Raw genomic sequence first — 25097 nt, 5'->3', positions numbered from 1 at the left:
TCCTTTATGTATTACCGCAAATCATGGACAGGGATTCTTAGGCTTGAATTTAGCGGCATGTTATTCATGTGTATTATTACCAGAAACATGTTGTGAGAAAATGAATAAATATTTGGATAGAGCAACTATAATAGGGACATTAAAATCAAGAGACATTGGACTCTTTTAAGTAAAAATTATTATGAAACTAGAAGATTTCTTTTCTGACTTTATAGAAAATACATTAATTGACATAGAAGATAGTCTAGAGGCATTTGAAGAAGCTGTCACAAATGATATTTTGGAATATTTAAAAGATTGTGGTGAAGTCTTAGAACCGGAAATATGCAGTGTCAAAATGCGTAATTTTAAAGTTAATGCATTTGATTATAGTGATGAAAATGAATCTATTGACTTATTTGTTACTATTGCTAAGAAGGGGAATAGTATCCAAAAGATATCTGATACCGACGTAATTTCTGCGTTTGAAAAAGCTAAAAACACAATCTCTTTAATAAGAAATGGGGATTTTGAAGGTAAAATTCAAGATTCAAATGATTCAATCGATGAACTTATTGGGATTATTAATGATTCAAAAAATATAATAAAGAATGCTCGAATTTTTTGTTTTGACCAACGGGATTTGTTCTGCGGAAACATTGTACCAAAAGATTACGAGGATGATGGTTATTTTTGGGATTATGAATTATGGGATATTGAAAGAATTTTTCAACAATATCTTATCAGATCAGGGAAACAGAAAAATTGGAAATTGATTTCGAAAATGAATATAGATATCAGTTGAGATGTCTTCAAATGGAGGATGTTAGTAATAATGTTGTTGATTATATTGCGATATTGCCTGCTTCTATTCTTGCTGATATGTTATGGTAGATACAAGCAAGGTCTATTAGAAAAGAATGTGAGAACATTTCTGCAATTTAAAGCTAAAGTTAATGGAGGAATTAGGGAAACCATTAAAAATACACTGACCTGTTTCTGGCCTATAATAATGGAATCTCAACAACTGCAGCTATGTTGAAGTAAAATGGGGAGGATGGAATTCCATTTATAAGCAAAATCGAGAATCTTCAGATTGTAAATGGAGGTCAGACTACAGCTTCCAATTTATTATTCTTCTGGAGAAAAAGGCGTAGACCTTAGTAAGGTTTTTGTTCAGATGAAAATATCTGTGATTAAGAAAGATACGACTATTCCTGAATTGGTATCTAAAATATCAAGATATGCAAATAGCCAGACAGCGGTTAAGAAGTCTGATTTCAGTTCAAACCTAAAAATTTCATACATCTATTGAAGATTTTTCAAGAAGTGAATGGATTCCTGTTTCAACAGGAGCCAAATCAACCTCAAATGGTATTATGAAAGGATTAGAGGTCAGTATCTTGATGAAAGATCAAGATTAATAACTTCCAAAGAGAAACAACACTTTGATGTTGAGTACCCCAAAAAACTAAAATTTAATAAAACTGATCTGGCAAAGTTTGAAATGTATTTGGCTTCAACAACCTTTTGATGTTGCCTCGGAGGTGAGAAAAATTTTAATGCTTTTGAAAAGTAATTCAATTTGGATACTTCAGGGCTTAAGATTTCTTATTTCCATAAGCTTATTGCAAAGGCAATACTGTTAAATACTATCAATAGAATCTTTTTTGAAATGAAACTTGGCAGCTATAGAGCTAATGTGGCGGCTTATGTTTTAGCATGGATTTCTTATAAAACAAATAAAAAGCTAAATCTTGAAAAAAATATGGATGGATCAAATGGTAACAGATGAGTTAAACAATTTGATTAGGCTTATGATACTAATAGTTTTTCAGCATATTACAACACCTTCAAGAGCGGGGAGAATATTACTGATTGGTACAAAAACAGGAATGTTGGCTTTTTGAAAGATAAAACTATTGATTTGTCATATATAGAACAGCAACTAATGACAAATGAAGATCTTAATAATGGTCAACTGTTGGGGCAATATTCCCAACAAGAATTAGATAATATTGAGAAAGTCTCTGAAAATTAAGAGCGATGTATGGTTTCTTTTTTAGCAAAATGGGCAAGAAAATCAGAAATTGACCGCATTTGACAGAAACTGGCATATAATGTAGAATCTTAATTAATCGAAAAAAACGCTGTCCCAAAACAGGCAAAAAACGCATTAAGAATCTACCAAAAGGTTATTGAAGACGGGTTTTCTTTGTAATTAAGATACACCCCCTTCCATCCTTTCACTGAAATGCTTTTCCGTCTCCTTATCAGTAAAGTAAACATAGCACCCTTTCATACCGCGGGTAAGAAGGGTACGGTAGATATTCTTAACATGTTTTTCGAAATTATCGGGACTTCTTTTAAGCATAGGGTCTTTGGTGGCTGAGATGTCGGCACTAATCTTTCCGGTGTTTTTATTTACACAAAGATCATTGCCTATAATTACGCCGATATAATCGAATTCAAATCCCTGTGCGGTGTAGATACAGCCTACCTGTTTAATTCCCTCCGGTCTGTACGCCCATTCATACCACCTCACATAACCCTTTGGTATTGAGGTTATCTTATCGTGTGTCTCCCAGGGCATTGCAAACTCCCCGATCCTCACATCCTTCAACAAGCTCACCTTTTTCATCTGTTTTGCTGCTCCATGGCCAGCAGAATCCTGCAACCATTCTTGCCGAGTTGGGCTTCTCAGCCTCCTTTTCTTTCAGGATCTCCATTATCTCCCGAGGTGAGGAGAAGATCCTGAAATCAAATCTGCCATCCTTCCTGAAAATCCTCTCTTCTTCTGAATACCCAAGAACTGATTCGAGCCATAACAGGTAGTCATTCGAACCCATGCACCTGTACTGCGTTTCGAGTGTAACTTCATGTATCCCGGCTCCGTACTTCAGTGCAGCCTCTTTAATAAGTGCCGAGCTTCCTACCTCTGAGGAGCGCACATTCTGCCTGTCGTCGATAAAGAAAACAGTTGTTTTTGAGCATCTTACAAGCTGCTCCATCTGGGGCATATCTGTCCTGTCTTCGGGTTTTGTATACTGGTGGTTGCTGTTTTTTTCTATTCTGTGGGCTTCATCAATAAGAAGAATGTCAAACTCATTCTCCTTCGTCCGGCTCGGAATAAACCTGAAAAGATTGGAAAACATTACTTCACCTCCTCTGCCAACAAGCTTTTGTAGTCCCGATGTAAATGGTTTCGATTTGCAGCCATAGAGAACATTCTTCTTCCTTAAAGCAGCTTCAGCAAGCACATTCAGTGCTATCACTGATTTGCCTGTCCCCGGTCCGCCATGCACAATAATTACAGCTTTCTCCTTTTTCTTCTCGCTAACCTGTACCTCGCCCAGATGAGGTTCTGGCCACAAGCTGTCTCATTTAGAAGCGAAAAGACAACATCGTTGTTTATGATCTTATGTACATTTTTCGAGCAGTTTCTTGGAGGTGCAGCCGGCTCTGCATAAAACGGTTGAAGATCTCAAAGCCTGAACCATGCTCAAGAAGTTCCCTGATCTTTATTCCAAGCAGCTTTGTATCCTCCTTTGTAAAGAGCGGAAATTCAGCAATAAGTTCTTTGTAAACAGGATGGTGCAGACCTTTTCCGTCGCTTCTTGAATAGTTATGGCAATAGGCACAGCTGAACAAAGAAAGAGCAGGTTCTTTCTCAAACTCCTCAACAAAACCCTGCATATAGTAATGGTATCCCTTAACCTGCTGCGAAGGGTGGGGGACAATCCTTTCCTTCCCCCGGTGTAAGTCTCAACAAAATTGCCTCTTCTGTTAATGATTTCACAGAAGACCATTGTTTCAGCTCAATCAGAACTACGTTTGAAATATCGTTCTTCCCTTTACTGAATAACAGACAGTCAAGCCTGCTCTGGTTATATGGCACCTCATATTCAAGTGCAACAAAAGTATCGTGTAATTTCCTAGCTCCAGCAGATCCCTCACCCTCGAGAGGCTGTTCTGCCACAAGAAACGAACTCGGTGTCCCCGGTTCTTTACCAAGCCTTGCCTTGTAGTTCTCCGACATGATATCGGAAATTGTATTTTCCCTGCACATCATCAATAAATCGTTCGGATGGCGCCTGGTAGATCAGCATCTGTAAAAATTATCGGTATGCGGTGCGGGGTTTGCGGCTTGCGGTTTTAGATGCCGCAAACCGGATGCCGCACACCGGTTGCCCTTCTTCATAATTCGTTATATTTTTTGGCCGTCCCTTCGATTTCTCGACCGGATATTTCTCCCCGTTCTTTTTATCTTCTCGAGGAACGATCTCCTTAACATCAAGATTATGTTTCCCTGCCAGAAGCAAGGCAAACGCAAACACATCGGCAAGTTCCTCTTTAGTTTGGTCCGGTCAACCTTTTCGCACTCCTCAGTCGGTTTCCAGAGAAAGAGCTCATTCAGCTCGGCAGCCTCAATAGACAATGCCAGCGCCAGGTCTTTTGTGTTGTGGAACTGATCCCAGTGGCGGGCATCGCGGAATTTGACCAGTTCGTCAATCAGTATTTGAATGTCATTCATTGGTGGTGGATTGAGGGACTAATGTAGTGAAAAATGTATTATGTATTATGTACTATAGATGATGGAAGAAGGACGCACGATGCACGACACACGACGCACGATTCACGGCGCGAAGGCGTAATGGCGCAAGGGCTCAACGGCGAATACTTCTATTACGGAAGAAATCACTCTCTTTCCGGTGGTCTTCCTTCCGGTTCCGGCTGCCGACAGATTGTTTCTCAACATCGTAAGAAGTCATTGATTCAGGTTAAGATGCCATTGCTTAAGTCTATGATGTCATTGTTTAAGTAAAAGATGACATTGTTTCATGCTAAGATGACATTGTTTAAGTCGAAGATGCCATTGTTTGACTCTAAGCTGACATTGTTTCAGGTGAAGAGGTAATTGTTTGAGGAAAGAAGAAGAAACAGGCATTCAATAGTCATTCAATAGTCATTCAATAGTCATTATCAATCAATGAATATTCAATTGTCATTCAATTGTAGAACAATCAAATGACAACGAATGACGCCGAAGGCAAATGACGCGCAGCAAAAGACACGAAGTAACCGACGGCGCAGCCAAATGACACATCTTTCTATCATCTCTTATAATACATAATACATTGTTGCCTGTCTTCTGTTACTCCAGTAAGATCTCAGCTGGAATTCTCAACTTTTATATAAAGATTTTATCACGTTAAGAGTCGGCTTTCTTCTGTTCGTAATTTCGCTAACCCTGTTTGACTTCCCAATATATTGTATAAGGTCGGCCTTTTGTTATATCCATTTGTTCCATTCGGAAACTTAATAGCATCAACCGGGTCTGGCGGAGCAACGGATAATGTTTCATCTCATATGATTCAACTAAAGTTACCAGCAAATCCATTTCATCACCCTGCGGAGTATCTTTCTTTCTCCTAATAACTCAACCTGCGAACCGCTGAATTATAGTCCTGCTCTGTTTTAATAGGTCTGATCTCCATAATTAAATCGTTTTAACATCAACTTTGTCATACTGCTTATGAGTTCCGATAAACCTTACAAATACCACCTGAAATTCATAATCAATTGCAACAACTAATCTGTAGGCATTTCCTTTTATATTAAAGACAACCCTGCCTTCACCAACAACACTGGCATTTTTATACTGTTGCTTCAAATCATTGGAACTGGTCCACTCTGCTGTCTTTACCTCATGATACCATGCCCGTAATGAAGCTTCAGAATCTGCATATTCCGGCTTTTCAAAAAACTCTCTCAATGTTTTGAAAGCAATAATTCTCATCTTGCAAAAATAAGAATAATTTGTATAATATCCCAATTTGGGATATTATTTTTTAAATGCTTTTTAATGAAGTTTTCATATTTTAGTACTTAATAATTCCGGGAGTTATGTACTATCTGGCTTTCAAAATCCCGGAAAAAGATTGCCCGTGTTGTAATGGATAATGTAAATACTGTTTTTGAATAAGGAAAAACTGAATTTAGACATGTTCTGGTTTGATGCTTAAAAGACTAAAGACATAAGACTGAAGGATTTTAAAAATAAGACTTATTTGTGATGATAATACAAAGATCTCAGAAAAACTGATCGATAAGTTCTTACTATACTATGCAGCAGGCCGTAACAATCTGGAGCATGATATGAACCAAAGATTTATGGCTTACAGGCATCTTGATCCTTTCTTCACCACCGACCGTGGTTTTACGGCACTCGTTGATGGCTTAAATGAATATGGGTTTAGTGTTTCTGACGATCCGTTTCTAAGAGTCAATTTGTCGATGGTTACAACTGCATCTGATATTCTGACAAAGCAAATTATGCTGTCAGAATATGAAGGTCTGTTTGCTAAGAATACCACCCGGAATCAAAGAGAAGCATTGATGACCTGAATTTTTTTATGAACATTGTCCTTCCCGATATAAATGCAGGTATTGAACCTGATATTGATGCTGCCGCACAAATGGCAGGAATTGATATTGGCACTGCGAAAAGTCTTGTTAAGAAGTTACAGGGAAGTATTAATAAACTCAAAAAAGATACCCGTAAAAAATAGGTGGATAAAAAGGTTCTCCATCTACAATTCCTTTTAGCGCCGGTGATAGCCTTCACACATAAACAGATACCGCTCCGGCGCCAGATCTTATTGGAGCCTGGGGTTCTACAAATAGTTCGCTGCTCTGCAGCTGAAAACCATAAAGTATGCTTCTCCTGGGCCCTGCGCCCTACTAGTAAATGACGGCGCAGCCAAATGACATCGTTTCTTCTTCCTACTTTACCCGCCTTTTTTCACCGGTTTTTATTATAATCCCTTTCTCCATTCATATTTTACACCGTTCCCGTAATTCACAAGGACATCATATGTTCCGGGTGGACAAGCTGTAACATGGGTTGCAGGTTCATATGAAATGATCTCAAGTTTAGTCAGTCTTGTGGCTTTTCCTTTTGAGTTGCTGCAGTGCCTGACGGATAGAGATGCAGAATCTTTACCTGTATACCCCGCCGGTATATGTAATCTCACCTCCATTCAGGTTAAAAAAGATCTTATACGACATATCAGGCTTCATTTCGAAGTTCTCCAGCCATACTTTTTGTAATTTGCCTTTTATCTCGATTGCAATAAGCACATCGTAGTGCCGCCTGGTTTGATCTTCCTGCACAATCACCCATAGGCTCATCAGGAGGAATTGCTTTTTGCATGATTTCCTTTGGATAGAACCTTGGGAGACCCCAGTTCAGATTCTGCTGGTTGTTGCCTTTATATCTGTTAACTGTGGAAGTATAATATGAAAGGCCTTTCTGATTTCCTGTACTGCTTCTTGATCCTTACCTGATACTCATAGACGTTTACCGATACAGTGGTTTGGCTTCTTCTTAATAATTACATTCCCCACATCGAAGCTGATTGGTTCCCGGCTGACCCGAGAGGTTCAGCACTATCTTCAGAGAATAGGTCCCGGTGTAAGATTCTGCTCATCTATTTCTTTTCCCTCGCTGAAGACCTTATATGACGATCCTGATATCAGATCACCGACAGTACTGATGTTAACGACAAGTGGTTTTGTTGAGGAATTAAATCCTGCTGTATCGTACCGGGAGTTTACCTGCACCCTGTTCCAGCAATTCTCCGTTTTTACAACGATTCCATTATCCAGCACATACGAATAGTTAGATATATTCTGCCCCTGCAGAAAAAGTAAGCACTGACAAAACTGATGATAGAACGACAATTTTTTTCATAACTCTTTATCTGATATGGTAATACATATACCAAATTTAAACAATTCATAACAAATAATAGTATTCATCAGACGTTCAATTCGCACCGAAATGGCAATGGTCATTAGATTGCCATTCAGTAGTCATTCAATGGTCATTCAATCGCAGAACAATCAATGACCACTAATGACGGCCGCAGGCCAAATGACACGAAGTAAATGACGGCGCAGCCACATGACGCCGAAGGCTAATGACACGAAGTAAATGACAATAAATGACACGAAGTAAATGACGCCGCAGGCAAATTACATTCTTCCGTACCCCGTAAACTCCGTCGGATACGACGTATCCTCAAGCCACAATATCCTGGCCCCCTTAATACAGCTGAAATAGGCATTATAAGTCTTTGGTTTTCCCTCGAGATCGGAGAAATGGATCTGCCAGTTATTGGGATGGGTTGCCACACCTGACGACTTCGCATTCTGAAACTTTATGCTTCCGACAAAACCGCTGGCCACCGAGATCTCCCACTTGTAGTTGCCGCCCGCCTCAAACTCAAATGTCTGCGATGAGGAGTGGGTGTTCATTCCGGCATTGGCTCCCGTATAGACATTAACATACTGAAGCATTCCCGAGTAGTTATTTGTCCATTTGCCCGTGAGATCGGCCGGCGCTACAGCAAAACGGTTGTACCACGACAGTTTACTCAGCGGATCCCACATGCTGCTATCGGTATAATAATCAGGTTTATTTATGTCGATCCCGAAAGCCTGAACAAAAGCGTTCCTGTCGGGACAGATGATCTCAATCCAGCCGGTTTCACCCTTCCTGAAGAGAGCAACAAACATTCTTTTTCCCGAGGCATTATCAGTTACATCGCCTGTGCCAAAATATGCCGGCTCGTAGGCCACAGCTCCCGTCAGGACTGAAAAATTCTGAAGGTTTGAATACCTGCCGGCAACAAGAATGTTCCAGGCGTTAGAGGTTACCGCAGTGTAATCGTAACTCGGTGTCCCGGCTGCAGGATTGGGATAATGCAGTAATACTGTAATGTTGCCCTTCACAACCTCCACCCAGTCGGACCTCTCGGTTCCTTTCCAGCCATCGTCGAAGTTTGTGGAAGAGAAGAAGTAGGCGGTAGAGGCTTTAGAAGCTGTAGATGTTGGAGGTGTTGAAGGAGTTGAAGGGGTTGAAGGAGTTGAAATGGTTGAAGGAGTTGAAGAGGTTGAAAGACTTGCAGGACTTGCAAGACTTGCATGACCTGCAGGACTTTCTTGACTTGCATGACCTGCAGGACTGATTTTTTCTTCCGGTTTTTGTACTTCCGGAAGAATCGCATTTGCAAAATATAGAAGAGTCGATTTGGAGTCGGCATTGAAATAGCTTATTACTGTTCGTTTTTCTTTATATAACCACGAATATCTTTCATCGTCAGTTACCGGAACAATACTCCAGCCCTTTGCCTTCAGTTTCAATGAAAGGGAGTCTTTATTGAATCCACCCGGCACTGCAGCAGGCAGCATCAGCACCTCAGTCCCTGAAAGACTTGCCTTTACCTTATTCGTTTCGATACCCAGCAGGATATCTGTTGCAGCAACGCTAATAAACCTGCTGTCTTTTTTGCTCCCTGCTGGAAGAGAGATTCCGGTAACTGATGATGCTGAAACAGGAGTCACATTTTTCTGAGCAACGACAGGTGCCGAAAAAGCAAGCAGAACAAACAGGGCAAAAGATTTCATATTTTTCTTACAAACGGGTTAATAATAAATCACTAACAAACCGGATGCGTAATATGTTTAACTTTTGCATTTCTGGTTTTATATTGTAATTTTGAGTTGAAACGCTCGCTGCGTTATACATTTTAATTTTTTAGAAAAGAAAGGAAATCACAAATTGTGACACCCTTATGCTGTGCTGTTATTTATTAAATTATATAAGTTATGTGGACTCCAATTTCCATTGATAAGTTCTTAAAGATTCACTTAAAGAAGAATCCCGATGAAAATGAAAAAGTTTTAAGAGTACGGATTGAAGCCGCCCTTGATGATTATAAAAATGAAGTAAAATGCCAATGTGGCAAGGATATCTGGATTGTGGGATCGGCATCTGCCCCATTTGCCTGTTTCAGTTGCATTACAGGGATAGCTCATCCCCGGGGTGATTATGAAATTGATTCGGCTCTTGATAAAAGAGATAAATATGGCCGTAGAAATATTGATGAAATGGATCCGGGGAATATTTCGGGAATCTTCGATGATGACGGATATGAGATCAGACGCGAAACTATTAAAATGCAGCCTCTCTGTTTATCATGCATAAAAAATAACAGTGATGACTGGGAAGATGATATTTTGTGTAATCTGAATCGTGCAGACCGGACAAACGATGAAGAATTCAAATGTTACTCCTACGAGAAATTGTGATGAAATCAGAGTTTTCAAGAGTTTGGAATCTTGAGGCCGTAATTTGCGTCCTCAAAATATGTGTATAACAGAAATGTACAGGAAGGGCATAAAATTTAAACGTTCCGCTTTTGGCGGAACGTCGGCCCGAGGATGCTATCTTCGGGGCTGTTCAAGTGATACAAATGTAATACAAAGTCCTATTTCATACAAATATTTAATAACTTAAAATGCAAATGCTGATAAGTATGATACTGCAATTTTGAACTCCGGAGGAAGTCACAAAAGCAGATGGTTACATTCTGCATAAGCCAGTCGAATGGTAACCCTCTTTCAGTCTGGTCATACCTTGTTAGAACAATCGAATGACCCCTTCGAGTTCTTCTCAGTGTAGCTCCATGCTCTCCGTGTCTCCGTGGTTATTGGATTTGCCCTGCCCCCTTCGCCCTGTGCCCTGTGCCTTTCTCACATCATCTATCATCTATAATACATAATACATAATACATCCTTCCGTCTTCGGTCTTCGGTCTCCGGTCTTCCGTCTCCTCCAAACAATTTACAATGCAGCCATAATTATTTATTCCCCAATCTTAATATCTTTACTCTCCTAATAAAATTTACAATAATGAAGAACACAATGTTAAAGAACCGCTTACTGATTTCCCTGATAATCCTCCTTGGATTGTCAGCAAATGCACAGACAACTAACACTAAAGCAGTAAAAAACGACTATTACGTTGCTGCATATATCTGGCCTTCGTGCCATCCCGATCCCCTGGCCACAAAGATGCTCTGGGCCGATGGCACCGGCGAGTGGGAGGTGATAAAGAAGGGCAATCCACGCTTCGACGGACACTATCAGCCGCGTCAGCCGCTATGGGGATATGAGCTCGACAACGATCCGAAAGTTGTTGAGAAATGGATAGACGTTGCCACCGACCACGGTGTAAATGTTTTCGTTTACGACTGGTACTGGTACGAAGAGGGTCCTTTCCTTGAGAGCGCCCTGAACGATGGTTTCCTGAAAGCCTCCAACAACGGGAAGATGCAGTTCTACATCATGTGGGCCAACCACGATGTGAAATATAACTACTGGAACTATCATCGTTATAAGGATAATGAGAATATCCTCTGGAACGCCAAAATAGACTGGAAAAACTATAAGATCATTGTCGACCGGATCATCAGACAGTATTTCAAAAGGCCAAATTATTTCAAGATAAACGGAGAACCGGTCTTTTCAATCTTCAGCATTGAGAAACTGCTCGAGAGCTCTGGAAACAGTGCCGAAGAAGCACGTAAGGCGCTTGATTATTTTCGCGATGAGGTGAAGAAAGCAGGTTTCCCCGGACTGCATATCCAGTGGAACCAGGGGGGAGGCTCCGTGATGTCGGCAAAGGCTGCGGAAGAGTTTACCAGGAAGGTGAAAGTAATGGGCTTCAACAGCGTTGCCATGTATAATATGGGTGGACGTGTTGAAGACTATATAACTTACGGTACCAACTCAATTAAGATCCGCGAACAGATGGATGCCATACTCGATGTCCCGGTATTCCCGTGTGTCTCCATCGGCTGGGACGATACACCGCGTTTCCCCGCCAAGGGCATTAAGGATGTGGTGCATTACAATAACACACCGCAGAGTTTTGCAGCTCTCCTCTCGAAGGCAAAAAAGTACGCCGACTCACATCCCGAACAGCCTAAGCTGATAACAATCAATGCCTGGAATGAATGGGTGGAAGGCAGCTATCTGCTGCCCGACATGCAAAATGGCTTCGGCTATCTCGAGGCAGTGAAGGAAGTCATCCTCGACGGCAAATACGGGAGGTATTAGGGATAGCGAAGAGCCTGGCTCATGGATGGCGATGAGTTGTAAAAAGGTTTCCCCTCCTTTTGAAGGAGGGGTGGCCGCAAGTAAATCTTAGGTAGACGATTTAAAATTCTTGTTGCGGCCGGGGTGGTTGATTAGTAATTTCTTTGTTTTTAATTTGCATTAACAACAGAAGAAAAGAATCAACCACCCCGTCCGGGAAATTAGTTTTGTATTAATCAGACAATTTGCTGTCCCGGCCACCCCTCCTTCAAAAGGAGGGGAAACTTACTATATAGTATCTCATTTATCCCAAAGTTTAAGTTTTGGTTACGACTCTGAAGAGTAGTTAAGTTTGTAACAGGTAAATTAATTAACTTCGAACAAAGATTTGATTTCATGATAGTACTCGACATAGAAACCACCGGCACTGATCCGCAGCTTCATTCGATTGTTGAAGTGGGAGCTATCGATTTTGATCATCCCGACAATTATTTTAATGAAAGATGTCAGATCCGGGAGGGGGCAGAAATTGATCCTGCGGCATTGGAAATAAATGGCCTGACGGTTAAGGAAATTAATGATAAGTCTTTACTTAATCAGAGGGAATTAATATCCCGCTTCATTGCATGGATGGATCAGATAGAAGATAAGACCATTGCAGGTCAGAACGTGGATTTTGATATAAGCTTCTTTAACGAGAGTTCTGCGCGATGCGGGTTGAACTTCAGACTTGGAAAAAGAAAAGTCGATCAGCATTCGATTGTGTACGCTCATTATCTGAAAAGAAATATAAAGCCTCCTCTTAAAGACGGATTCTCAGGACTGAACAGCGATTTAATAATGAAATATGTCGGATTGCCTGCGGAGCCAAAACCACACAGGGCAATCAACGGAGCACGATATGAGGCAGAAGCCCTGTCGAGACTGATCAATGGAAAGGGCATGTTTGATGAATTTGCAGGGCATGTAATACCGGATTTCCTTCAAAAGTAGAATAGAGTACCCGAAAAGAAGAACTTACACAGAGTTCCACAGAGAAGACACAGAGTGCCACAGAGGACTTTTGCCCTGAGCTCCGTGCCCTGCGCTTTTAACTTCGGTCTTCGGTCTCCGGTCTCCGTGCCTCTCCGTGTTCTCAGTGTCTCCGTGGTAAAAAAAGAACTTACACAGAGTTCCACAGAGAAGACACAGAGTTCCACAGAGGGCTTTTGCCCTGAGCCCCGTGCTCCGTGCCCTGCGCTTATTACTCCGGTCTTCGGTCTCCGTGTCTCTCCGTGTTCTCAGTGTCTCCGTGGTAAAAAAGAGCTAACATCCTGAATATAGGAATCGAAAACAATCCTGCTCCACGTCTCCATCCCCTCATAAAACTCAGCCAGATTGGATCTCTCCACCCACTCTGCAGTCATTTTCTCGGTTTCATTTATAAATACCTCTTTATTTGAAACCCTGATGTTGTAAAGGAGTCCGGTGTGAAACCTGCCCACCGGTATTGTATCATCATTTATGAAGCCTATAAATTCTATATCCTCTATCCGGCATCCGTTGAGCAACCTGACCTCTTCAGATAATTCTCTTTTTAATTCATCGGTGAGGTACTGCTCATCAGGTTCCTCAGAGCCCCCGGGATTCATATGCCCCCCGGCTCCCAAAGTAAATAAATTGTGTAATCTCTTTTCTCTCTGTCCCGTTGATCTCCTGAATAAATAAAACCAATCTCCACATGTTATTACCCCATACGGAATAATCTGTTTAAATGACGGATCTTCCTCCAGTTCAGCTCTTTTCCGGAACAGACCCTGCTGTACAATCCTCTTTAGTACCTCACGCTTCTCCGGGATTAACCCCTTCTCTTTATATGGTATAAATTTCCAGAGCTCATCTGTTGGAACGGCAAAAACGGACTCGTCTATTTTATTCATAGTCTAAATCTTCGGGATAAAGGTAACAGTTAATTCACAAAGTTTTCGTCAGCAAAAAGACCTCATCCGGGTAGAGGTATAGAATTAATCCCTGATAGGTTTCCCCTCCTTTTGAAGGAGGGGTGGACGCAAGTAAAATCTATAATATTTATTTAAAAATTTCTTTTGCGGCCGGGGTGGTTGATTACTTGCATTCTACAAGACAAATTTGCGTTCCAGGAAACTGAGATTGTAAAAAAAGAGATAAGGAATACCTCTAAAAATATTAGGAACCTAAATAACAAATCAACCACCCCGGCCGGAATCAGAATTTGTCTCATAATTAATAGGCGGTCCGGCCACCCCTCCTTCAAAAGGAGGGGAAATTTTATAATGGTCAATCTCCTCCAATTTTTCAATCCGCATACCGCAATTTGCACACCGCATGCCACGTACCGCACACCGCACACCGCACACCGCACGCCGACTCACACCGCCATACTTCTCCTTATCGCCGGATGCGGATCATAATCCTCCACAACGAAATCATCAATTGTAAGCTGATCGAAAGGTTTTTTTGTTATACGCAGTTTAGGCATCTTCTTCGGCTCCCTCGAAAGCTGTTCCAGGATAGCAGTTACATGATCATATTTCTCCTCATTGCCATCGCTTGGCGCATTTTTATTGATCCATTCCACAACATCCAGGTACTGTTCCCTTGCAGTAACGGCTCTGATCCTTTTCTGCACCTCCCTGAAATTCTCTTTATGCCATGCTGTTCTCTTGCCGATGCCTGCATAAAAATGTGAATCACCGAAAGTATGTATGAATGTCTTCGGAACCATCCCTGCTTCCTGTGCAATTACCTGCGTAAGGGCAGCATAACTGGCTATGTTGAAAGGAACACCGAGGAACTGATCACAGCTGCGCTGGTAGAGCTGCAGTTCCATCTCGCCCTCCTCGTTGGCTGTTGCCTGGTAGAGAACATGACACGGAGGTAAAGACATCTGCGGAGTGTCGCCCGGATTCCACGAATCAACAATATGTTTCTTCCCGGTAGGTTTCTTGCGGAGTCCGTCAATCAGGTTACTCAGCTGATCTATTTCAATAAACTTCTTTTTATCGTGATCAAAATATTCCCATCTTCTCCACTGTTTCCCGTAGATTGGTCCGGCATCGCCCCAGCGGGCTGCGAACTCAGCATCTTCTCTTACCCTCTGGCCGTATTCTTCCATAGCCTTATCCCAGTCGGGGGAATACTTGGCAATGCTCTCGGGGAAGATCCCTTCTTTTTTCATCCCGGGGAGGTTGGCCTGAAAAGCATCGGGCCGCCATACAGGGGCATTATTATCTTCAAGATATTTGATATTGGTATCACCTCTGAGGAACCAGATAGTCTCATGGAACATAGACCGTGTAGCCATTTTTTTGGTAGTCAGCAGCGGATATCCCTCCCTGAGATCATATTCGTTCTGATAACCAAATAAGGATATTATCCCTGCCTCTTTGCTTCCCCCTTTAAAATTAGAACGGTTGGAAGTTAAAATTGCTTTTGAGTGATCTAGATATTGTTGTGCCATTTTTAATCGGTTTAAAATCAGTACTATGCCTTAAGGATAATTACAATCCGGTAATTTTTAAAATTAGTTATTATTCCTGTCCGGCATCAGAATACCGACTTTACTTAATAGACAAATTATTAACAATCAATGACAATAAATGACAGCGCAGCCAAATGACGCCGAAGGCAAATGACACACAGTAAATGACTGCACAGCCAAATGACACATTCAAAATCTCAGTGTACCTCTATGCTCTCCGTGTCTCTGTGGTTTTTTGCCCCCAGCTCCCTGCCCCTCGCCCTCTGCTTTTTTTTACCGCAGAGTGCCGCAGAGTTTTTTCGCAGAGAACCGCAGAGAAGAACCATCGGAATAAGGAGAAAGGGAGATGGGGGGAAGGGGAGAATGGGAGATATGAGGACCGCAAGACTGCAAGACCGCACGACCGCAAGACAATTCTCCCCATCATCTATCATCAATAATACATAATACATTATTCCTCTTCCAAAGATTTTTTTTTAAATGTTCTGAACGGATTGAAAAGATTCAATACATTTGGGTAGTGTTGAATATTTATCGCTCCTTAATGAGGAATATAGTTTTTCTTTTTCTTTTGGTCCCTCTGACTCTGAATGCCGGGGAGTTGTCATACAGATGGAAACACACTGATACCCTGAAAGTAGAGGGAGATTCTGCAAGGCTAAGTTATCTTCTCACCTTATGCTGGGAGCATAGAAATGCCGCCCCTGAGCTCTCTGTAAAATATGGCACTCAGGCAATCGATCTTGCTGTTCTGACAAACGATTATAATAGTCTTTCAAAAGCTTATGGTTTTGTGGGAGTCGCTTACAGGATTATGGGGAAATACTCCAGGGCCGTCGACTATTACTATAAGGGTCTGGAAGTATCTGTTAAATACGGTTTAACCGAGCAGGCCGGTTATTCATATCTTAATCTTGCTAACCTCTATGTTTATCAGGAATTGTCTGCTCTGGCGACAGAGAACCTGAAAAAGGCCGGAAAAATAGCCGGGGAACTTGCTCTGAAACCGATGCTTGCTTATGTTAATATGTACCAGGGCAGAATTTTCAGTCTCGACGGAAAGCTCGACAGCGCGCTGATAAGCTACAGACAGTCACTATCGCTGAGGCAGGAACTTAATCAACTGGCAGAGCAGGCTACCTGCTATAAATATATTGGAGATATCTATTTTATGCAGGGCGACTTAAAAGCTGCAAATGACAACTATAACCTGTCGCTTGAAAAAGTTGACAAAGAGAATGATAAGGATTTGTATGCCAACCTTTTGATTAAGAAATCACTTATTTTTCTGAACCATAATGATATCAGGCAAGCCTCATCCCTGGCCGGCGAAGCTTACAAAACTGCATGTGAAATAGGGGCTAATATGACAATAAAAGATGCCCTGAATGTACTTGTTAAGCTGTCTTTATTAAACAAGGATTATAAAACAGCATCAGAATTACAGCAAAAAGTAATTCAGTATAATGATACTTTATTCAGCAAACAGTTATCTGAAAAGATCTTTTTATTAGAATACCAGCTTGAAAAGCAACAGAGAAATGCTAAAATTGATTTGCTGAATAAGGATAACACAATAAAAGATCTCCGTATTCGGCGAATAAGGATAATAAGTATTGCTCTAACAACATTGGTTCTTCTGCTGGCAGCAGTTTTTATTGTTCTCCTCTCACTTCTGAAGCAAAGGAGAAAGCATGAAGAGCTTCTTGAGCTGCAAAACCGCGAAATTACTAAACAGAGTGAAGCTATTGAACTGCAAAACAAGAAACTGACTGAATCGAATGAGAAACTCGAAATATCGGAAGCAGAACTCAAGAGGATAGTCCAGACAAAAGACAAACTCTTCTCAATAATAGCACATGATCTCAGGAATCCGTTTACAGCCCTCATTGGACTGACAGAACTTTTGCACGAGAATGCAGGCAATATCGACTCAAAGGAGATGTATGTTTATGTAACGATGATAAATGAATCATCGCATAAATTGCTGCAGCTTATTGAGAATTTACTGCAATGGGCAAGGAGTCAGACAGGTACACTGAAACTTGTAAAAAGTGAACTTGTTCTCTGGAACCTGACAGAGGATGTGCTGAAGATTTATTCGACCCAGGCTGAAGCAAAAGGAATCAGTCTGAAGAATGAAATACCCGGGGATATTAAAGTATATGCAGATCAGGAAATTCTTGCAACGGTAATCAGGAACCTGATTTCGAACGGTATTAAATACACGCGGAAGGGCGGAAGTGTCAACTGCTCAGCTTCCGGGGATAATGGAAAAGTAGTCCTGAAGATTTCAGATACCGGCGTAGGAATGAGCAGTCAGATGCTCGAAAAACTTTTCAGTATTGAGAATACCTTCACAACGGAAGGAACCGGCAACGAGGTGGGGACAGGTTTAGGACTTGTCATCTGCAAAGAATTTATTGAAACACTCGGCGGCACTATTTCTATCGAAAGCATGCCTGGTACCGGGACTACAGTTTTTGTCACATTACCGGCTTCTTAAAAGGTCATTCAGTAGTCATTCAGTAGTCATTCAATGGTCATTCGATAGTCATTCGATAGTCATTCGATGGTCATTCAATTGTAAAACAATCAATGACAATCAATGACGGCCGAAGGCCAAATGACACGCAGTAAATGACACGCAATAAATGACAGACTGTAACTGAATATATGCATGATACATTTCCCCTCCTTTTGAAGGAGGGGTGGCCGGGAGTGCTGATTATCTGAATTTTACGAAGTCAGATTTCCCGGACGGGGTGGTTGATTGTTTATTCAAAAACAGGATTTTTATTCTTGAAGTTTTTCCTAATCTCATTTTTTACAAATTCAGGATCCTGGAATACTAATCTGTTTTCAAACCTAAGTATTGAAAATCCAAGGCCTTCAAGATATTGATCTCTTTTAATGTCTTTTTCTATTTTATGATATTCACCATGCGGATTACCATCAAGTTCAATTATTAGTTTTTCTGAAGCACAAAAAAAGTCAACTATGTAATTGCCAATACTGTGTTGTCTTCTGAATTTTCTTAAATCAAGTTTCTTTGACTTTAAAATGTTCCATAACTCAGCCTCAGCGGAAGTGGACCTGTTCCTGAGTGTTGATCTGAAGAACTTAAGACTTTTCCTGTTAAAGATGTTTTGGTTTTTCATACCAATAAAGGTAAGAAGAAAACAGGGAATCAACCACCCCGGTCGGGAAATAAAATATGGTAAATAAATGATAATCAATCATCCCGACCACCCCTCCTTCAAAAGGAGGGGAAATTTTATAATGTTCAATCTCCCTCAATCTTCAATACGCATATCCAGTCCTCAGTACCCAGTACCCAGCACCCAGCACCCAGCACCCAGCACCCAGCACCCAGCACCATTGCTCCTGTACTGAGAAATATTCCGCATTTAACTAATTATTTGTTTGTAATACTAATAAATTAGTTATAAATTCGTTATAGTTGAATTAAACACAGTATTCATTCATTCTTATTCACTTATACTTTTCTTATGAAATATTTATGTCTGTTATTGTTAAGCCTTACTGTTTCCTTACTGTTACCGGCACAAAATAAAGTTACCAGCTACCAGGTAAGCGGACAGATTGTTGAGAAAACCACAGGCAAAGGTGTTCCTTTTGCCACTGTAATGATTAAAAACGATAGTCTAAAGATTGTAAAGGCAATGGCCAGCGATGCAACAGGTAAGTTCACTGTCAGTCTGACAGCTCCGCTTAAATATACTTTAACTGCTTCCTCAGTCGGTTTCAAGGAATTTAAAATACCAATAGTGGTATCCCAGCCGAGAACCGATCTGGGAAAACTGATAATGGAAGAGGGAGTTATGCTGAAAGAGGTCACTGTAACCGCTCAGAAGCCTCTTGTTAGAATTGATCCCGACAAGATCACCTACAGCATGGAGGCTGATCCAGAGGCACAGGCTAACAACGCTCTGGAAATGCTTCGGAAAGTCCCGCTCATTACAGTTGATGCCGAGGAAAATATAACTCTTAACGGTCAGTCAAATTTCAAAGTGCTTGTGAACGGTAAGAGCTCCTCAATGATGTCTGCAAACTTCAAGGAGGCCTTAAAGAGTCTTCCTGCCAATACAATAAAAGACATAGAGGTTATCACAAACCCTTCTTCAAAATATGATGCTGAGGGTGTCGGAGGGATAATCAATATTATTACAGCCAAAAAAACAATAAACGGGTACAATGGCAGCATCAACTCAGGTGTTGATGTCCGGGGAAGTGTTAACCTGGGTGCTTACCTGGCTGTAAAAATTAAAAAATTCAGTTTATCATCACGTTATTACGGCAGCCAGTTCGTTCAGCCCGAATCGCGTACAATAAGTAACACCGAATATTTTAATAATTCCGATTATCATTATTCAGCTTCAGAGAGCACCAGCAACTACAAAGGGTTATCCAACGGTTACCAGGGTGAGGCAAGCTATGATATAGATTCACTTAATCTTATCAGTCTCGCTTTCTGGGGATCTCAGAGCAATTACCAGAATAACAGCTTTTCCGAGACACAGTACATGAATACCGATAATGATATTACCCGGTTGTATAATAACCATATAAATAGCACCAACAAAGCAGGATTCCTCTCGGGGAATATCGACTATCAAAAGACTTACAAGAAGCCCGACAAATCCCTCACCTTTTCCTACAAGCTCGATAATAATCCGCGGCTTTCAAGGAACAACAGCGGTGTGGACGGATTAGTAAACTATCCTTCATACAGCCAGGTCTCGGAGAATGAGGCTGTGGGAAGGGAACAGACTTTCCAGGCAGATTACTATGATCCGATCACAAAGAAGCACCAGATTGAAGGAGGACTGAAATTCATCCTGAGGCAAAACATAAGCAGCTCCGAGATCATTCGCGACAACATAAAACTCGACAATGTGAATGATCTCGATTATGATCAGTACATAATGGGTTTGTATGCCGGTTATCTGATTAAGTGGAAGAAGCTCAGCACAAAAGCCGGATTGCGTCTTGAGCGGACGTGGAACGATGGCACATCCCGGACTTCTGGCATCAACACTGATTTTACGAACAGGCTTTTCAACCTGGTGCCATACATTACTTTCTCATACATGCCTAAACAGGGCCAGACAGTAAAACTATCATATACCCAAAGGCTTTCGAGGCCAGGCATCTGGTACCTGAATCCTTATGTTAACAACAGCGATTCGCTCAATATTAGTTATGGTAATCCCATGCTGAAATCTGAAGTGTCGCATTCATTCGAGCTTGGGTATACATACTTTGCACCCAAATTCAATTTTTCAGTTACCTCCTCTTCAAGTTTTGCCAATAATTCAATTGAGAGGATCTCAAGAGTTGAATCAAACGGATCTACAGCCAGCACTTACGAAAACATCGGAAAGGATCAGCTTTACAGATTAAACACTTATCTATCATACCGTCCCTCCGGTAAGCTCAATGTCTTTTTCAACGGCGGAGTAACCTACAGTAAGCTTGAAGCCATGACAGCCTATTCTATAAATAACGAGGGCTTTAGCTATCAGGGTTATGTAGGAGGGAGGAGGACACTCTGGAAAGACGGCTCGGTAAATGTCAATGTGGGATTATATTCTTCGAGCATTATGCTGCAGGGAAGGTCTTCATCATTCTTTTACACAGGCTTAAGCCTTTCTCAGTATTTCCTGAAGCGCAAACTTATGCTCTCTGTCTCTGCCACAGACCCGTTCTGGTACAGGAAGACGTACAAAAGCGAATCGCAGGATATAACATTCTTCTCTCATATGGAGAATTCATATCCTGCCCAAAACCTCAGGATAAACGTAGCCTATAATTTCGGTAAGCTCGATCTGCAGGTGAAGAAAGCACGGAGAGGTATCAGAAACGACGATTTAAAAAGCGGCGGAGAATCCTCGGGTACAACTACAACGCAACAGTAGGAAGTCTTGTCATTCTAAGAGAAGCGGAGAAGGGGAGGATCGGAGAGGGGGGGATGAACAATACCATCCCCTGTCTGTTAATTAATTAACAGATGAAATATATTCGAAATGGAAAATTATATTAAAAACCTGGGCGGGAGAAAAGTGGTGGTGGTTGGTGCAGGATCGGTAGGTGCAACCTACTGTTATGCCCTTGCACAAACCGGAATGGCTAATGAGATAGTAATAATAGATAAAAATGAGGAGCTGGCAAAGGGACAGGTATCTGACCTGGTTCATGGTCAGCCATTTTTCCCGACGGTAAATATACGTCAGGGATCGGGCAAGGATTTTACCGATGCAAATCTGATTGTTATTACGGCAGGTGCCGCTCAGAAACCAGGTGAAACAAGGCTCGATCTGCTGAAAAAGAATGCAGCAATTGTGGGATCTGTTGCTGAGGAGGTTGCTGCAAGCGGGTCGCAGGGTGTTATGCTTATTGTCACCAACCCGGTGGATGTGCTAACCTGGGTTGCTCTTAAGAGGTCGGGCTGGGACCGCAGCCGGGTAATCGGCTCAGGAACAGTGCTCGACAGTGCCCGCTTCAGGCATTTTATTTCAACTCACTGCAATGTTGATGTGCATAATGTGCATGGTTATGTTCTCGGAGAACATGGCGACAGTGAGTTTGCTGCCTGGTCGATGACAAATATCGGAGGGATAGGAATTGATAACTATTGTCCTCTCTGCAACGCCTGTCAGGGCTGGAAGAAGGAAAGAATGAATATTGAAAAGCAGGTACGTGAGTCGGCTTATCATATTATAAATGCAAAAGGCTCAACACATTTTGCTGTCGGACTCTCTCTTGTGAAGATAACCGGATCAATACTGAGGAATCAGAACAGTGTACTTACCGTTTCAGTACTCCTCAATGGCGAATACGGACTTAGTGATGTCTGCCTGAGTGTCCCTTCAATTATTTCAGATTCGGGAGTGGTGAGGATAGTTGACGGTCCGCTGGCTCCTGAAGAACTTGTATTGTTGAAACACTCCGCAGAGGTGCTGAAGGATGCCATTGCTTCGCTATTATAGTCATTCAATGGTCATTCGATAGTCATTCAATTGTAAGACAACCAATGACCATAAATGACGGCACAGCCAAATGACGCGAAGCAAATGACCACCGAATGACACCAATTCTTTGCTTCGGTCACCGGTCTTCCGGCTTCCAGCCTTTTCAGATGCAATTTGTCACATTATTTGGACAGAATATATTATTTTCTATATTTACCAACATAAATTATTAATAACAATTTAATCTGAACTAAAATGACAGCACAGCTTCTACGAAAAGTTGCAGGGATATTTGTTGCATCTGCTTTATTGACAACTGTTGCATATTCACAGGACCGTAATGCGGTAATACAGGCATTTAATGAAGGGGCTAAAGCTTCTCAGACTGATGTACCTGCCGCAATTAAGGCTTTTGAAACAGCAATTACCCTTGCCGACCAGGTAGGAGAGACTGCAGCTGATCTGAAACAAAAAGCTTCAGCAGCTTTGCCCGGACTATACTTAAAACTCGTCACAGCTGCCATCACAGAAAAGAAACCTGCTCCCGAGATCATGAAAGCAGCGCGTACAGCCGTTTCAGTTGCTGAGAAATACGGAACACAGGTTCATAAAGATAATGCTTCAAAAACTCTTGTTCAGGCATTCAACGTCCAGGCTACCGGCTATTTCACCAAAAACGATTTCCCGAATGCACTGGTTACCTTCGACTCATTGCTGGCAGTGAATCCCGACTATATTAATGCCATCTATAATAAAGCACTTATTTACATCAAGCAGAATGACTCTGATTCATTTGAGCAGACTATCGATTCATATCTCGAAAAGGTGAAGGCTGCAAACGATGAAGCCAAGACAAAGCAGGCATCAACACTGGCACTTGGATATTTCCGTGGTGCTGGCTCCAAAGCCAACCAGGCTGAGAAGCTCGATGATGCTCTCTCTCTGCTGACTAAAGCATCGAAATATGGTGATGACAAAGACCTCTTTTATTATTTTTCCGATGTATATAACAAGAAGAAGGATTTCGACAAAGGTCTTGAATATGCTCAGCGCGGATTAGACCTCGAGACAGGTGCCGCTGAGGCAAAAGCCAAGTTTTATTTCCAGCTTGGTCTGGCTCAGGAAGGCAAAGGACTCATAGCTGAAGCATGCGCATCATTTAAGAACTCAGCCTTTGGTCCGTTTGCAGAACCATCCAAGATACAGCTGAAGAACCTGAAGTGCCAGTAGGGAAAGAAGGGGAGAAAAGGAGAGGGGGAGAAGAGGAGAATTGGAGATGAAAATACCTCTGCTAAGCGAAGTCTCCAGACTTCGCTTTTAATAAGTTGCAGTCTCCCGACTGCATTACTCTTTACAGTGAATCTTGGAAAATTCGCCAAGCCAGGGGCTTTGCATTAAAATTCTTTTTATGTAACATTTGTGACAGATTGTGGTCTAATTTACAAAAGGATAACTATGGACCAGGAACAAATGTTCAGGGAAGCAATTCAGGAAAGCGACAGAATGATTTTTAACATCTGCTGCCATTTCTTTGGCAGAGGCGATCAGGCTGAAGATGTCTATCAGGAAATACTATTAAAGGTCTGGCTTAATATTAAGAACTTCCGTGGAGAATCGAAGATCAGGACCTGGATTGGAAGGATTGCAGTTAATGTATGCCTTTCAAATATTGCGAAACTGAAAAAGAGCTCTGCAATGTTTGTCCATATCTCTATGCCTGATCATGCTGACAAGGCTGGCGAAAATGATGCTGATACTGAAGAGGAAGAAGCCAAACTGGCTTTTTTTGAATCCTTTAAAAGTAAATTGAATCCAGTTGACAAGACACTGATTTCTCTTTATCTGGAGGACATTGAGTACAGAGAGATTGCCCAGATCACAGGACTTTCCGAAGGCAATGCCAGGACAAGATTACACAGGATTAAGGAACAGATTAAAAAGGAATGGGAGGAGAAAAATGGAACTAGATGACTTTAAGAAAGGGAAAAGCAATAAGAGTTCTTCCCTTAACAGAATGGACGAGATGATCGGACTTTTTAAATCCTATCAGGCCGCGCAGAGGAAAAAGTCTGTATACTGGTCGGGATTTCTGATTCTGCTTTCGGTTATTTACTTAACGATTATGAGAAATACTGCCATATCGTCAAAAGAAGGGATGCTTCTTCTCGGAGCTGGTTGTATTCTCGGAGCAATATATTCCTTTCTCAGATTCAGACCGCTTCCGGCATCAAGTTTCACACTTTCAACAAAAGATTTTCTGTTGTTGGCAGAGGAGAATCTAAAATATTTCAAAGTGATAGACTGGCTGATTGTAATACCACTGCTTTTAATGCTGGGTACCGGCGGAGGATTAGTTTTTGTTAACAGTCTTCTTCATCACACTGATAACCTGATATTACTGATTGTAATATGGTGTATCTTCTTTCCGTCTTTATGTGTTTTTGGCTTTCTGGCAGGCAAGAAGAACTGGAAGCGAGATTATGGGACTTTCCTTAATGATCTGGAACATAGGAAGAATATAAATACTGAACAGACGTATTAAATCTTCTATCGCCTATATTATATAATACATCTATCTAATGCCGTAAACCTCCGCTAAGCGAAGTCTCCAGACTTCGCTTATAATAAGTTGCAGTCTCCAGACTGCATTATACTTAACGGCGAAGTCAGGAGA

Annotated in this window: 26 protein-coding genes and 1 pseudogene; 14 read left to right on the top strand and 13 right to left on the bottom strand. The window is 41.5% G+C overall.

What is annotated here, in order from left to right:
- Nucleotides 1-181: 181 nt before the first annotated feature.
- From IPJ16_05750 to IPJ16_05740, 3 genes are all read left to right on the top strand, one after another.
- Nucleotides 182-784 carry a hypothetical protein gene (locus tag IPJ16_05750; GenBank protein ID MBK7626695.1) on the top strand — a complete coding sequence of 201 codons (603 nt, stop codon included), beginning with the start codon at nucleotides 182-184 and terminating at the stop codon, nucleotides 782-784.
- Nucleotides 785-901: 117 nt separating this feature from the next.
- Nucleotides 902-1021 (top strand): hypothetical protein, encoded by a 120-nt coding sequence (locus IPJ16_05745; protein MBK7626694.1) that lies wholly within the window; start codon nucleotides 902-904, stop codon nucleotides 1019-1021.
- 60 nt (nucleotides 1022-1081) lie between these two features.
- Nucleotides 1082-1294: an AIPR family protein gene (locus IPJ16_05740; protein MBK7626693.1), complete on the top strand. Its 213-nt coding sequence runs from the start codon at nucleotides 1082-1084 to the stop codon at nucleotides 1292-1294.
- A 906-nt stretch (nucleotides 1295-2200) separates the two neighbouring features.
- Here the strand turns inward: IPJ16_05740 and IPJ16_05735 are convergent.
- The 6 genes and pseudogenes from IPJ16_05735 to IPJ16_05710 form a co-directional block, all read right to left on the bottom strand.
- Nucleotides 2201-2620 carry a DUF2075 domain-containing protein gene (locus IPJ16_05735; protein ID MBK7626692.1) on the bottom strand — a complete coding sequence of 140 codons (420 nt, stop codon included), beginning with the start codon at nucleotides 2618-2620 and terminating at the stop codon, nucleotides 2201-2203.
- Nucleotides 2550-3353 (bottom strand): DUF2075 domain-containing protein, encoded by an 804-nt coding sequence (locus IPJ16_05730; GenBank protein ID MBK7626691.1) that lies wholly within the window; start codon nucleotides 3351-3353, stop codon nucleotides 2550-2552. Before IPJ16_05730 ends, IPJ16_05735 begins: the two co-directional genes overlap by 71 nt.
- Before the next feature lie 37 nt (nucleotides 3354-3390).
- The gene (locus IPJ16_05725) at nucleotides 3391-3675 is read right to left on the bottom strand and encodes a hypothetical protein (protein ID MBK7626690.1); all 285 of its coding nucleotides are present in this window, start codon (nucleotides 3673-3675) and stop codon (nucleotides 3391-3393) included.
- A gap of 16 nt (nucleotides 3676-3691) precedes the next feature.
- Nucleotides 3692-4018: a hypothetical protein gene (locus IPJ16_05720; GenBank protein MBK7626689.1), complete on the bottom strand. Its 327-nt coding sequence runs from the start codon at nucleotides 4016-4018 to the stop codon at nucleotides 3692-3694.
- Between the two features lie 158 nt (nucleotides 4019-4176).
- A pseudogene (locus IPJ16_05715) lies at nucleotides 4177-4513 on the bottom strand (nucleotide pyrophosphohydrolase).
- A gap of 966 nt (nucleotides 4514-5479) precedes the next feature.
- Nucleotides 5480-5779: a type II toxin-antitoxin system HigB family toxin gene (locus IPJ16_05710; protein ID MBK7626688.1), complete on the bottom strand. Its 300-nt coding sequence runs from the start codon at nucleotides 5777-5779 to the stop codon at nucleotides 5480-5482.
- Nucleotides 5780-6138: 359 nt separating this feature from the next.
- Here IPJ16_05710 and IPJ16_05705 point away from each other — a divergent pair, with 359 nt between their 5' ends.
- Together IPJ16_05705 and IPJ16_05700 are read left to right on the top strand one after the other, a co-directional pair.
- Nucleotides 6139-6387, top strand: coding sequence for a hypothetical protein (locus IPJ16_05705; protein ID MBK7626687.1), 249 nt, complete (start codon nucleotides 6139-6141; stop codon nucleotides 6385-6387).
- Between the two features lie 8 nt (nucleotides 6388-6395).
- Nucleotides 6396-6551: a hypothetical protein gene (locus IPJ16_05700; protein MBK7626686.1), complete on the top strand. Its 156-nt coding sequence runs from the start codon at nucleotides 6396-6398 to the stop codon at nucleotides 6549-6551.
- A gap of 246 nt (nucleotides 6552-6797) precedes the next feature.
- On the opposite strand, the gene IPJ16_05695 is transcribed toward IPJ16_05700, so the two are convergent.
- The 4 genes from IPJ16_05695 to IPJ16_05680 all read right to left on the bottom strand — a co-directional run bounded on the left by IPJ16_05695 (nucleotide 6798) and on the right by IPJ16_05680 (nucleotide 9453).
- Nucleotides 6798-7016 (bottom strand): hypothetical protein, encoded by a 219-nt coding sequence (locus IPJ16_05695; GenBank protein ID MBK7626685.1) that lies wholly within the window; start codon nucleotides 7014-7016, stop codon nucleotides 6798-6800.
- Nucleotides 6982-7173, bottom strand: coding sequence for a hypothetical protein (locus IPJ16_05690; GenBank protein MBK7626684.1), 192 nt, complete (start codon nucleotides 7171-7173; stop codon nucleotides 6982-6984). Before IPJ16_05690 ends, IPJ16_05695 begins: the two co-directional genes overlap by 35 nt.
- Before the next feature lie 264 nt (nucleotides 7174-7437).
- Nucleotides 7438-7653 (bottom strand): hypothetical protein, encoded by a 216-nt coding sequence (locus IPJ16_05685; GenBank protein ID MBK7626683.1) that lies wholly within the window; start codon nucleotides 7651-7653, stop codon nucleotides 7438-7440.
- 366 nt (nucleotides 7654-8019) lie between these two features.
- Nucleotides 8020-9453, bottom strand: coding sequence for a hypothetical protein (locus IPJ16_05680; GenBank protein ID MBK7626682.1), 1434 nt, complete (start codon nucleotides 9451-9453; stop codon nucleotides 8020-8022).
- A 201-nt stretch (nucleotides 9454-9654) separates the two neighbouring features.
- Here IPJ16_05680 and IPJ16_05675 point away from each other — a divergent pair, with 201 nt between their 5' ends.
- The 3 genes from IPJ16_05675 to IPJ16_05665 all read left to right on the top strand — a co-directional run bounded on the left by IPJ16_05675 (nucleotide 9655) and on the right by IPJ16_05665 (nucleotide 12922).
- A complete protein-coding gene (locus IPJ16_05675; protein MBK7626681.1) occupies nucleotides 9655-10137 on the top strand; it encodes a hypothetical protein in 483 nt (160 codons plus the stop codon).
- A gap of 604 nt (nucleotides 10138-10741) precedes the next feature.
- Nucleotides 10742-11950 (top strand): glycoside hydrolase family 99-like domain-containing protein, encoded by a 1209-nt coding sequence (locus IPJ16_05670; GenBank protein MBK7626680.1) that lies wholly within the window; start codon nucleotides 10742-10744, stop codon nucleotides 11948-11950.
- Nucleotides 11951-12325: 375 nt separating this feature from the next.
- Nucleotides 12326-12922, top strand: coding sequence for a 3'-5' exonuclease (locus IPJ16_05665; GenBank protein MBK7626679.1), 597 nt, complete (start codon nucleotides 12326-12328; stop codon nucleotides 12920-12922).
- Between the two features lie 287 nt (nucleotides 12923-13209).
- Here the strand turns inward: IPJ16_05665 and IPJ16_05660 are convergent, their stop codons facing one another.
- Together IPJ16_05660 and thyA are read right to left on the bottom strand one after the other, a co-directional pair.
- Nucleotides 13210-13848, bottom strand: coding sequence for a hypothetical protein (locus IPJ16_05660; protein ID MBK7626678.1), 639 nt, complete (start codon nucleotides 13846-13848; stop codon nucleotides 13210-13212).
- A gap of 467 nt (nucleotides 13849-14315) precedes the next feature.
- Nucleotides 14316-15407 (bottom strand): thymidylate synthase, encoded by a 1092-nt coding sequence (gene thyA, locus IPJ16_05655; GenBank protein MBK7626677.1) that lies wholly within the window; start codon nucleotides 15405-15407, stop codon nucleotides 14316-14318.
- 565 nt (nucleotides 15408-15972) lie between these two features.
- On the opposite strand from thyA, the gene IPJ16_05650 reads away from it, so the two are divergent.
- Nucleotides 15973-17934 (top strand): tetratricopeptide repeat-containing sensor histidine kinase, encoded by a 1962-nt coding sequence (locus tag IPJ16_05650; protein ID MBK7626676.1) that lies wholly within the window; start codon nucleotides 15973-15975, stop codon nucleotides 17932-17934.
- 271 nt (nucleotides 17935-18205) lie between these two features.
- Here the strand turns inward: IPJ16_05650 and IPJ16_05645 are convergent, their stop codons facing one another.
- Nucleotides 18206-18589: a DUF559 domain-containing protein gene (locus tag IPJ16_05645; GenBank protein ID MBK7626675.1), complete on the bottom strand. Its 384-nt coding sequence runs from the start codon at nucleotides 18587-18589 to the stop codon at nucleotides 18206-18208.
- Between the two features lie 351 nt (nucleotides 18590-18940).
- Between IPJ16_05645 and IPJ16_05640 the strand changes: the two genes are divergently transcribed.
- The 5 genes from IPJ16_05640 to IPJ16_05620 all read left to right on the top strand — a co-directional run bounded on the left by IPJ16_05640 (nucleotide 18941) and on the right by IPJ16_05620 (nucleotide 24965).
- Nucleotides 18941-21370: a TonB-dependent receptor gene (locus IPJ16_05640; protein ID MBK7626674.1), complete on the top strand. Its 2430-nt coding sequence runs from the start codon at nucleotides 18941-18943 to the stop codon at nucleotides 21368-21370.
- 108 nt (nucleotides 21371-21478) lie between these two features.
- Nucleotides 21479-22441: an L-lactate dehydrogenase gene (locus IPJ16_05635; GenBank protein ID MBK7626673.1), complete on the top strand. Its 963-nt coding sequence runs from the start codon at nucleotides 21479-21481 to the stop codon at nucleotides 22439-22441.
- A gap of 237 nt (nucleotides 22442-22678) precedes the next feature.
- Entirely contained in the window at nucleotides 22679-23653 is a 975-nt protein-coding gene (locus IPJ16_05630; GenBank protein ID MBK7626672.1) for a hypothetical protein, read from the top strand.
- Between the two features lie 225 nt (nucleotides 23654-23878).
- Nucleotides 23879-24394 carry an RNA polymerase sigma factor gene (locus IPJ16_05625; protein MBK7626671.1) on the top strand — a complete coding sequence of 172 codons (516 nt, stop codon included), beginning with the start codon at nucleotides 23879-23881 and terminating at the stop codon, nucleotides 24392-24394.
- The gene (locus IPJ16_05620; GenBank protein ID MBK7626670.1) at nucleotides 24381-24965 is read left to right on the top strand and encodes a hypothetical protein; all 585 of its coding nucleotides are present in this window, start codon (nucleotides 24381-24383) and stop codon (nucleotides 24963-24965) included. Before IPJ16_05625 ends, IPJ16_05620 begins: the two co-directional genes overlap by 14 nt.
- The last annotated feature ends 132 nt before the right edge of the window (nucleotides 24966-25097 follow it).

The sequence above is a fragment of the Bacteroidales bacterium genome, from assembly GCA_016709865.1.
Classification (GTDB): domain Bacteria; phylum Bacteroidota; class Bacteroidia; order Bacteroidales; family VadinHA17; genus LD21.
The sequence above is the reverse complement of the archived record's forward strand: the minus strand, read 5'-3'. Positions and strand labels throughout refer to the sequence as shown.

Coding starts and splice junctions, on each gene's coding strand:
- IPJ16_05740 (MBK7626693.1), top strand. CDS start 1,082: ATGGAGGTCAGACTACAGCTTCCAATTTATTATTCTTCTGGAGAAAAA.
- IPJ16_05705 (MBK7626687.1), top strand. CDS start 6,139: ATGAACCAAAGATTTATGGCTTACAGGCATCTTGATCCTTTCTTCACC.
- IPJ16_05725 (MBK7626690.1), bottom strand. CDS start 3,675: ATGCAGGGTTTTGTTGAGGAGTTTGAGAAAGAACCTGCTCTTTCTTTG.
- IPJ16_05665 (MBK7626679.1), top strand. CDS start 12,326: ATGATAGTACTCGACATAGAAACCACCGGCACTGATCCGCAGCTTCAT.
- IPJ16_05620 (MBK7626670.1), top strand. CDS start 24,381: ATGGAACTAGATGACTTTAAGAAAGGGAAAAGCAATAAGAGTTCTTCC.
- IPJ16_05690 (MBK7626684.1), bottom strand. CDS start 7,173: ATGAGCCTATGGGTGATTGTGCAGGAAGATCAAACCAGGCGGCACTAC.
- IPJ16_05675 (MBK7626681.1), top strand. CDS start 9,655: ATGTGGACTCCAATTTCCATTGATAAGTTCTTAAAGATTCACTTAAAG.
- IPJ16_05670 (MBK7626680.1), top strand. CDS start 10,742: ATGAAGAACACAATGTTAAAGAACCGCTTACTGATTTCCCTGATAATC.
- IPJ16_05635 (MBK7626673.1), top strand. CDS start 21,479: ATGGAAAATTATATTAAAAACCTGGGCGGGAGAAAAGTGGTGGTGGTT.
- IPJ16_05650 (MBK7626676.1), top strand. CDS start 15,973: ATGAGGAATATAGTTTTTCTTTTTCTTTTGGTCCCTCTGACTCTGAAT.
- IPJ16_05680 (MBK7626682.1), bottom strand. CDS start 9,453: ATGAAATCTTTTGCCCTGTTTGTTCTGCTTGCTTTTTCGGCACCTGTC.
- IPJ16_05645 (MBK7626675.1), bottom strand. CDS start 18,589: ATGAAAAACCAAAACATCTTTAACAGGAAAAGTCTTAAGTTCTTCAGA.
- IPJ16_05700 (MBK7626686.1), top strand. CDS start 6,396: ATGAACATTGTCCTTCCCGATATAAATGCAGGTATTGAACCTGATATT.
- IPJ16_05660 (MBK7626678.1), bottom strand. CDS start 13,848: ATGAATAAAATAGACGAGTCCGTTTTTGCCGTTCCAACAGATGAGCTC.
- thyA (MBK7626677.1), bottom strand. CDS start 15,407: ATGGCACAACAATATCTAGATCACTCAAAAGCAATTTTAACTTCCAAC.
- IPJ16_05625 (MBK7626671.1), top strand. CDS start 23,879: ATGGACCAGGAACAAATGTTCAGGGAAGCAATTCAGGAAAGCGACAGA.
- IPJ16_05720 (MBK7626689.1), bottom strand. CDS start 4,018: ATGTCGGAGAACTACAAGGCAAGGCTTGGTAAAGAACCGGGGACACCG.
- IPJ16_05640 (MBK7626674.1), top strand. CDS start 18,941: ATGAAATATTTATGTCTGTTATTGTTAAGCCTTACTGTTTCCTTACTG.
- IPJ16_05710 (MBK7626688.1), bottom strand. CDS start 5,779: ATGAGAATTATTGCTTTCAAAACATTGAGAGAGTTTTTTGAAAAGCCG.
- IPJ16_05735 (MBK7626692.1), bottom strand. CDS start 2,620: ATGAAAAAGGTGAGCTTGTTGAAGGATGTGAGGATCGGGGAGTTTGCA.
- IPJ16_05750 (MBK7626695.1), top strand. CDS start 182: ATGAAACTAGAAGATTTCTTTTCTGACTTTATAGAAAATACATTAATT.
- IPJ16_05630 (MBK7626672.1), top strand. CDS start 22,679: ATGACAGCACAGCTTCTACGAAAAGTTGCAGGGATATTTGTTGCATCT.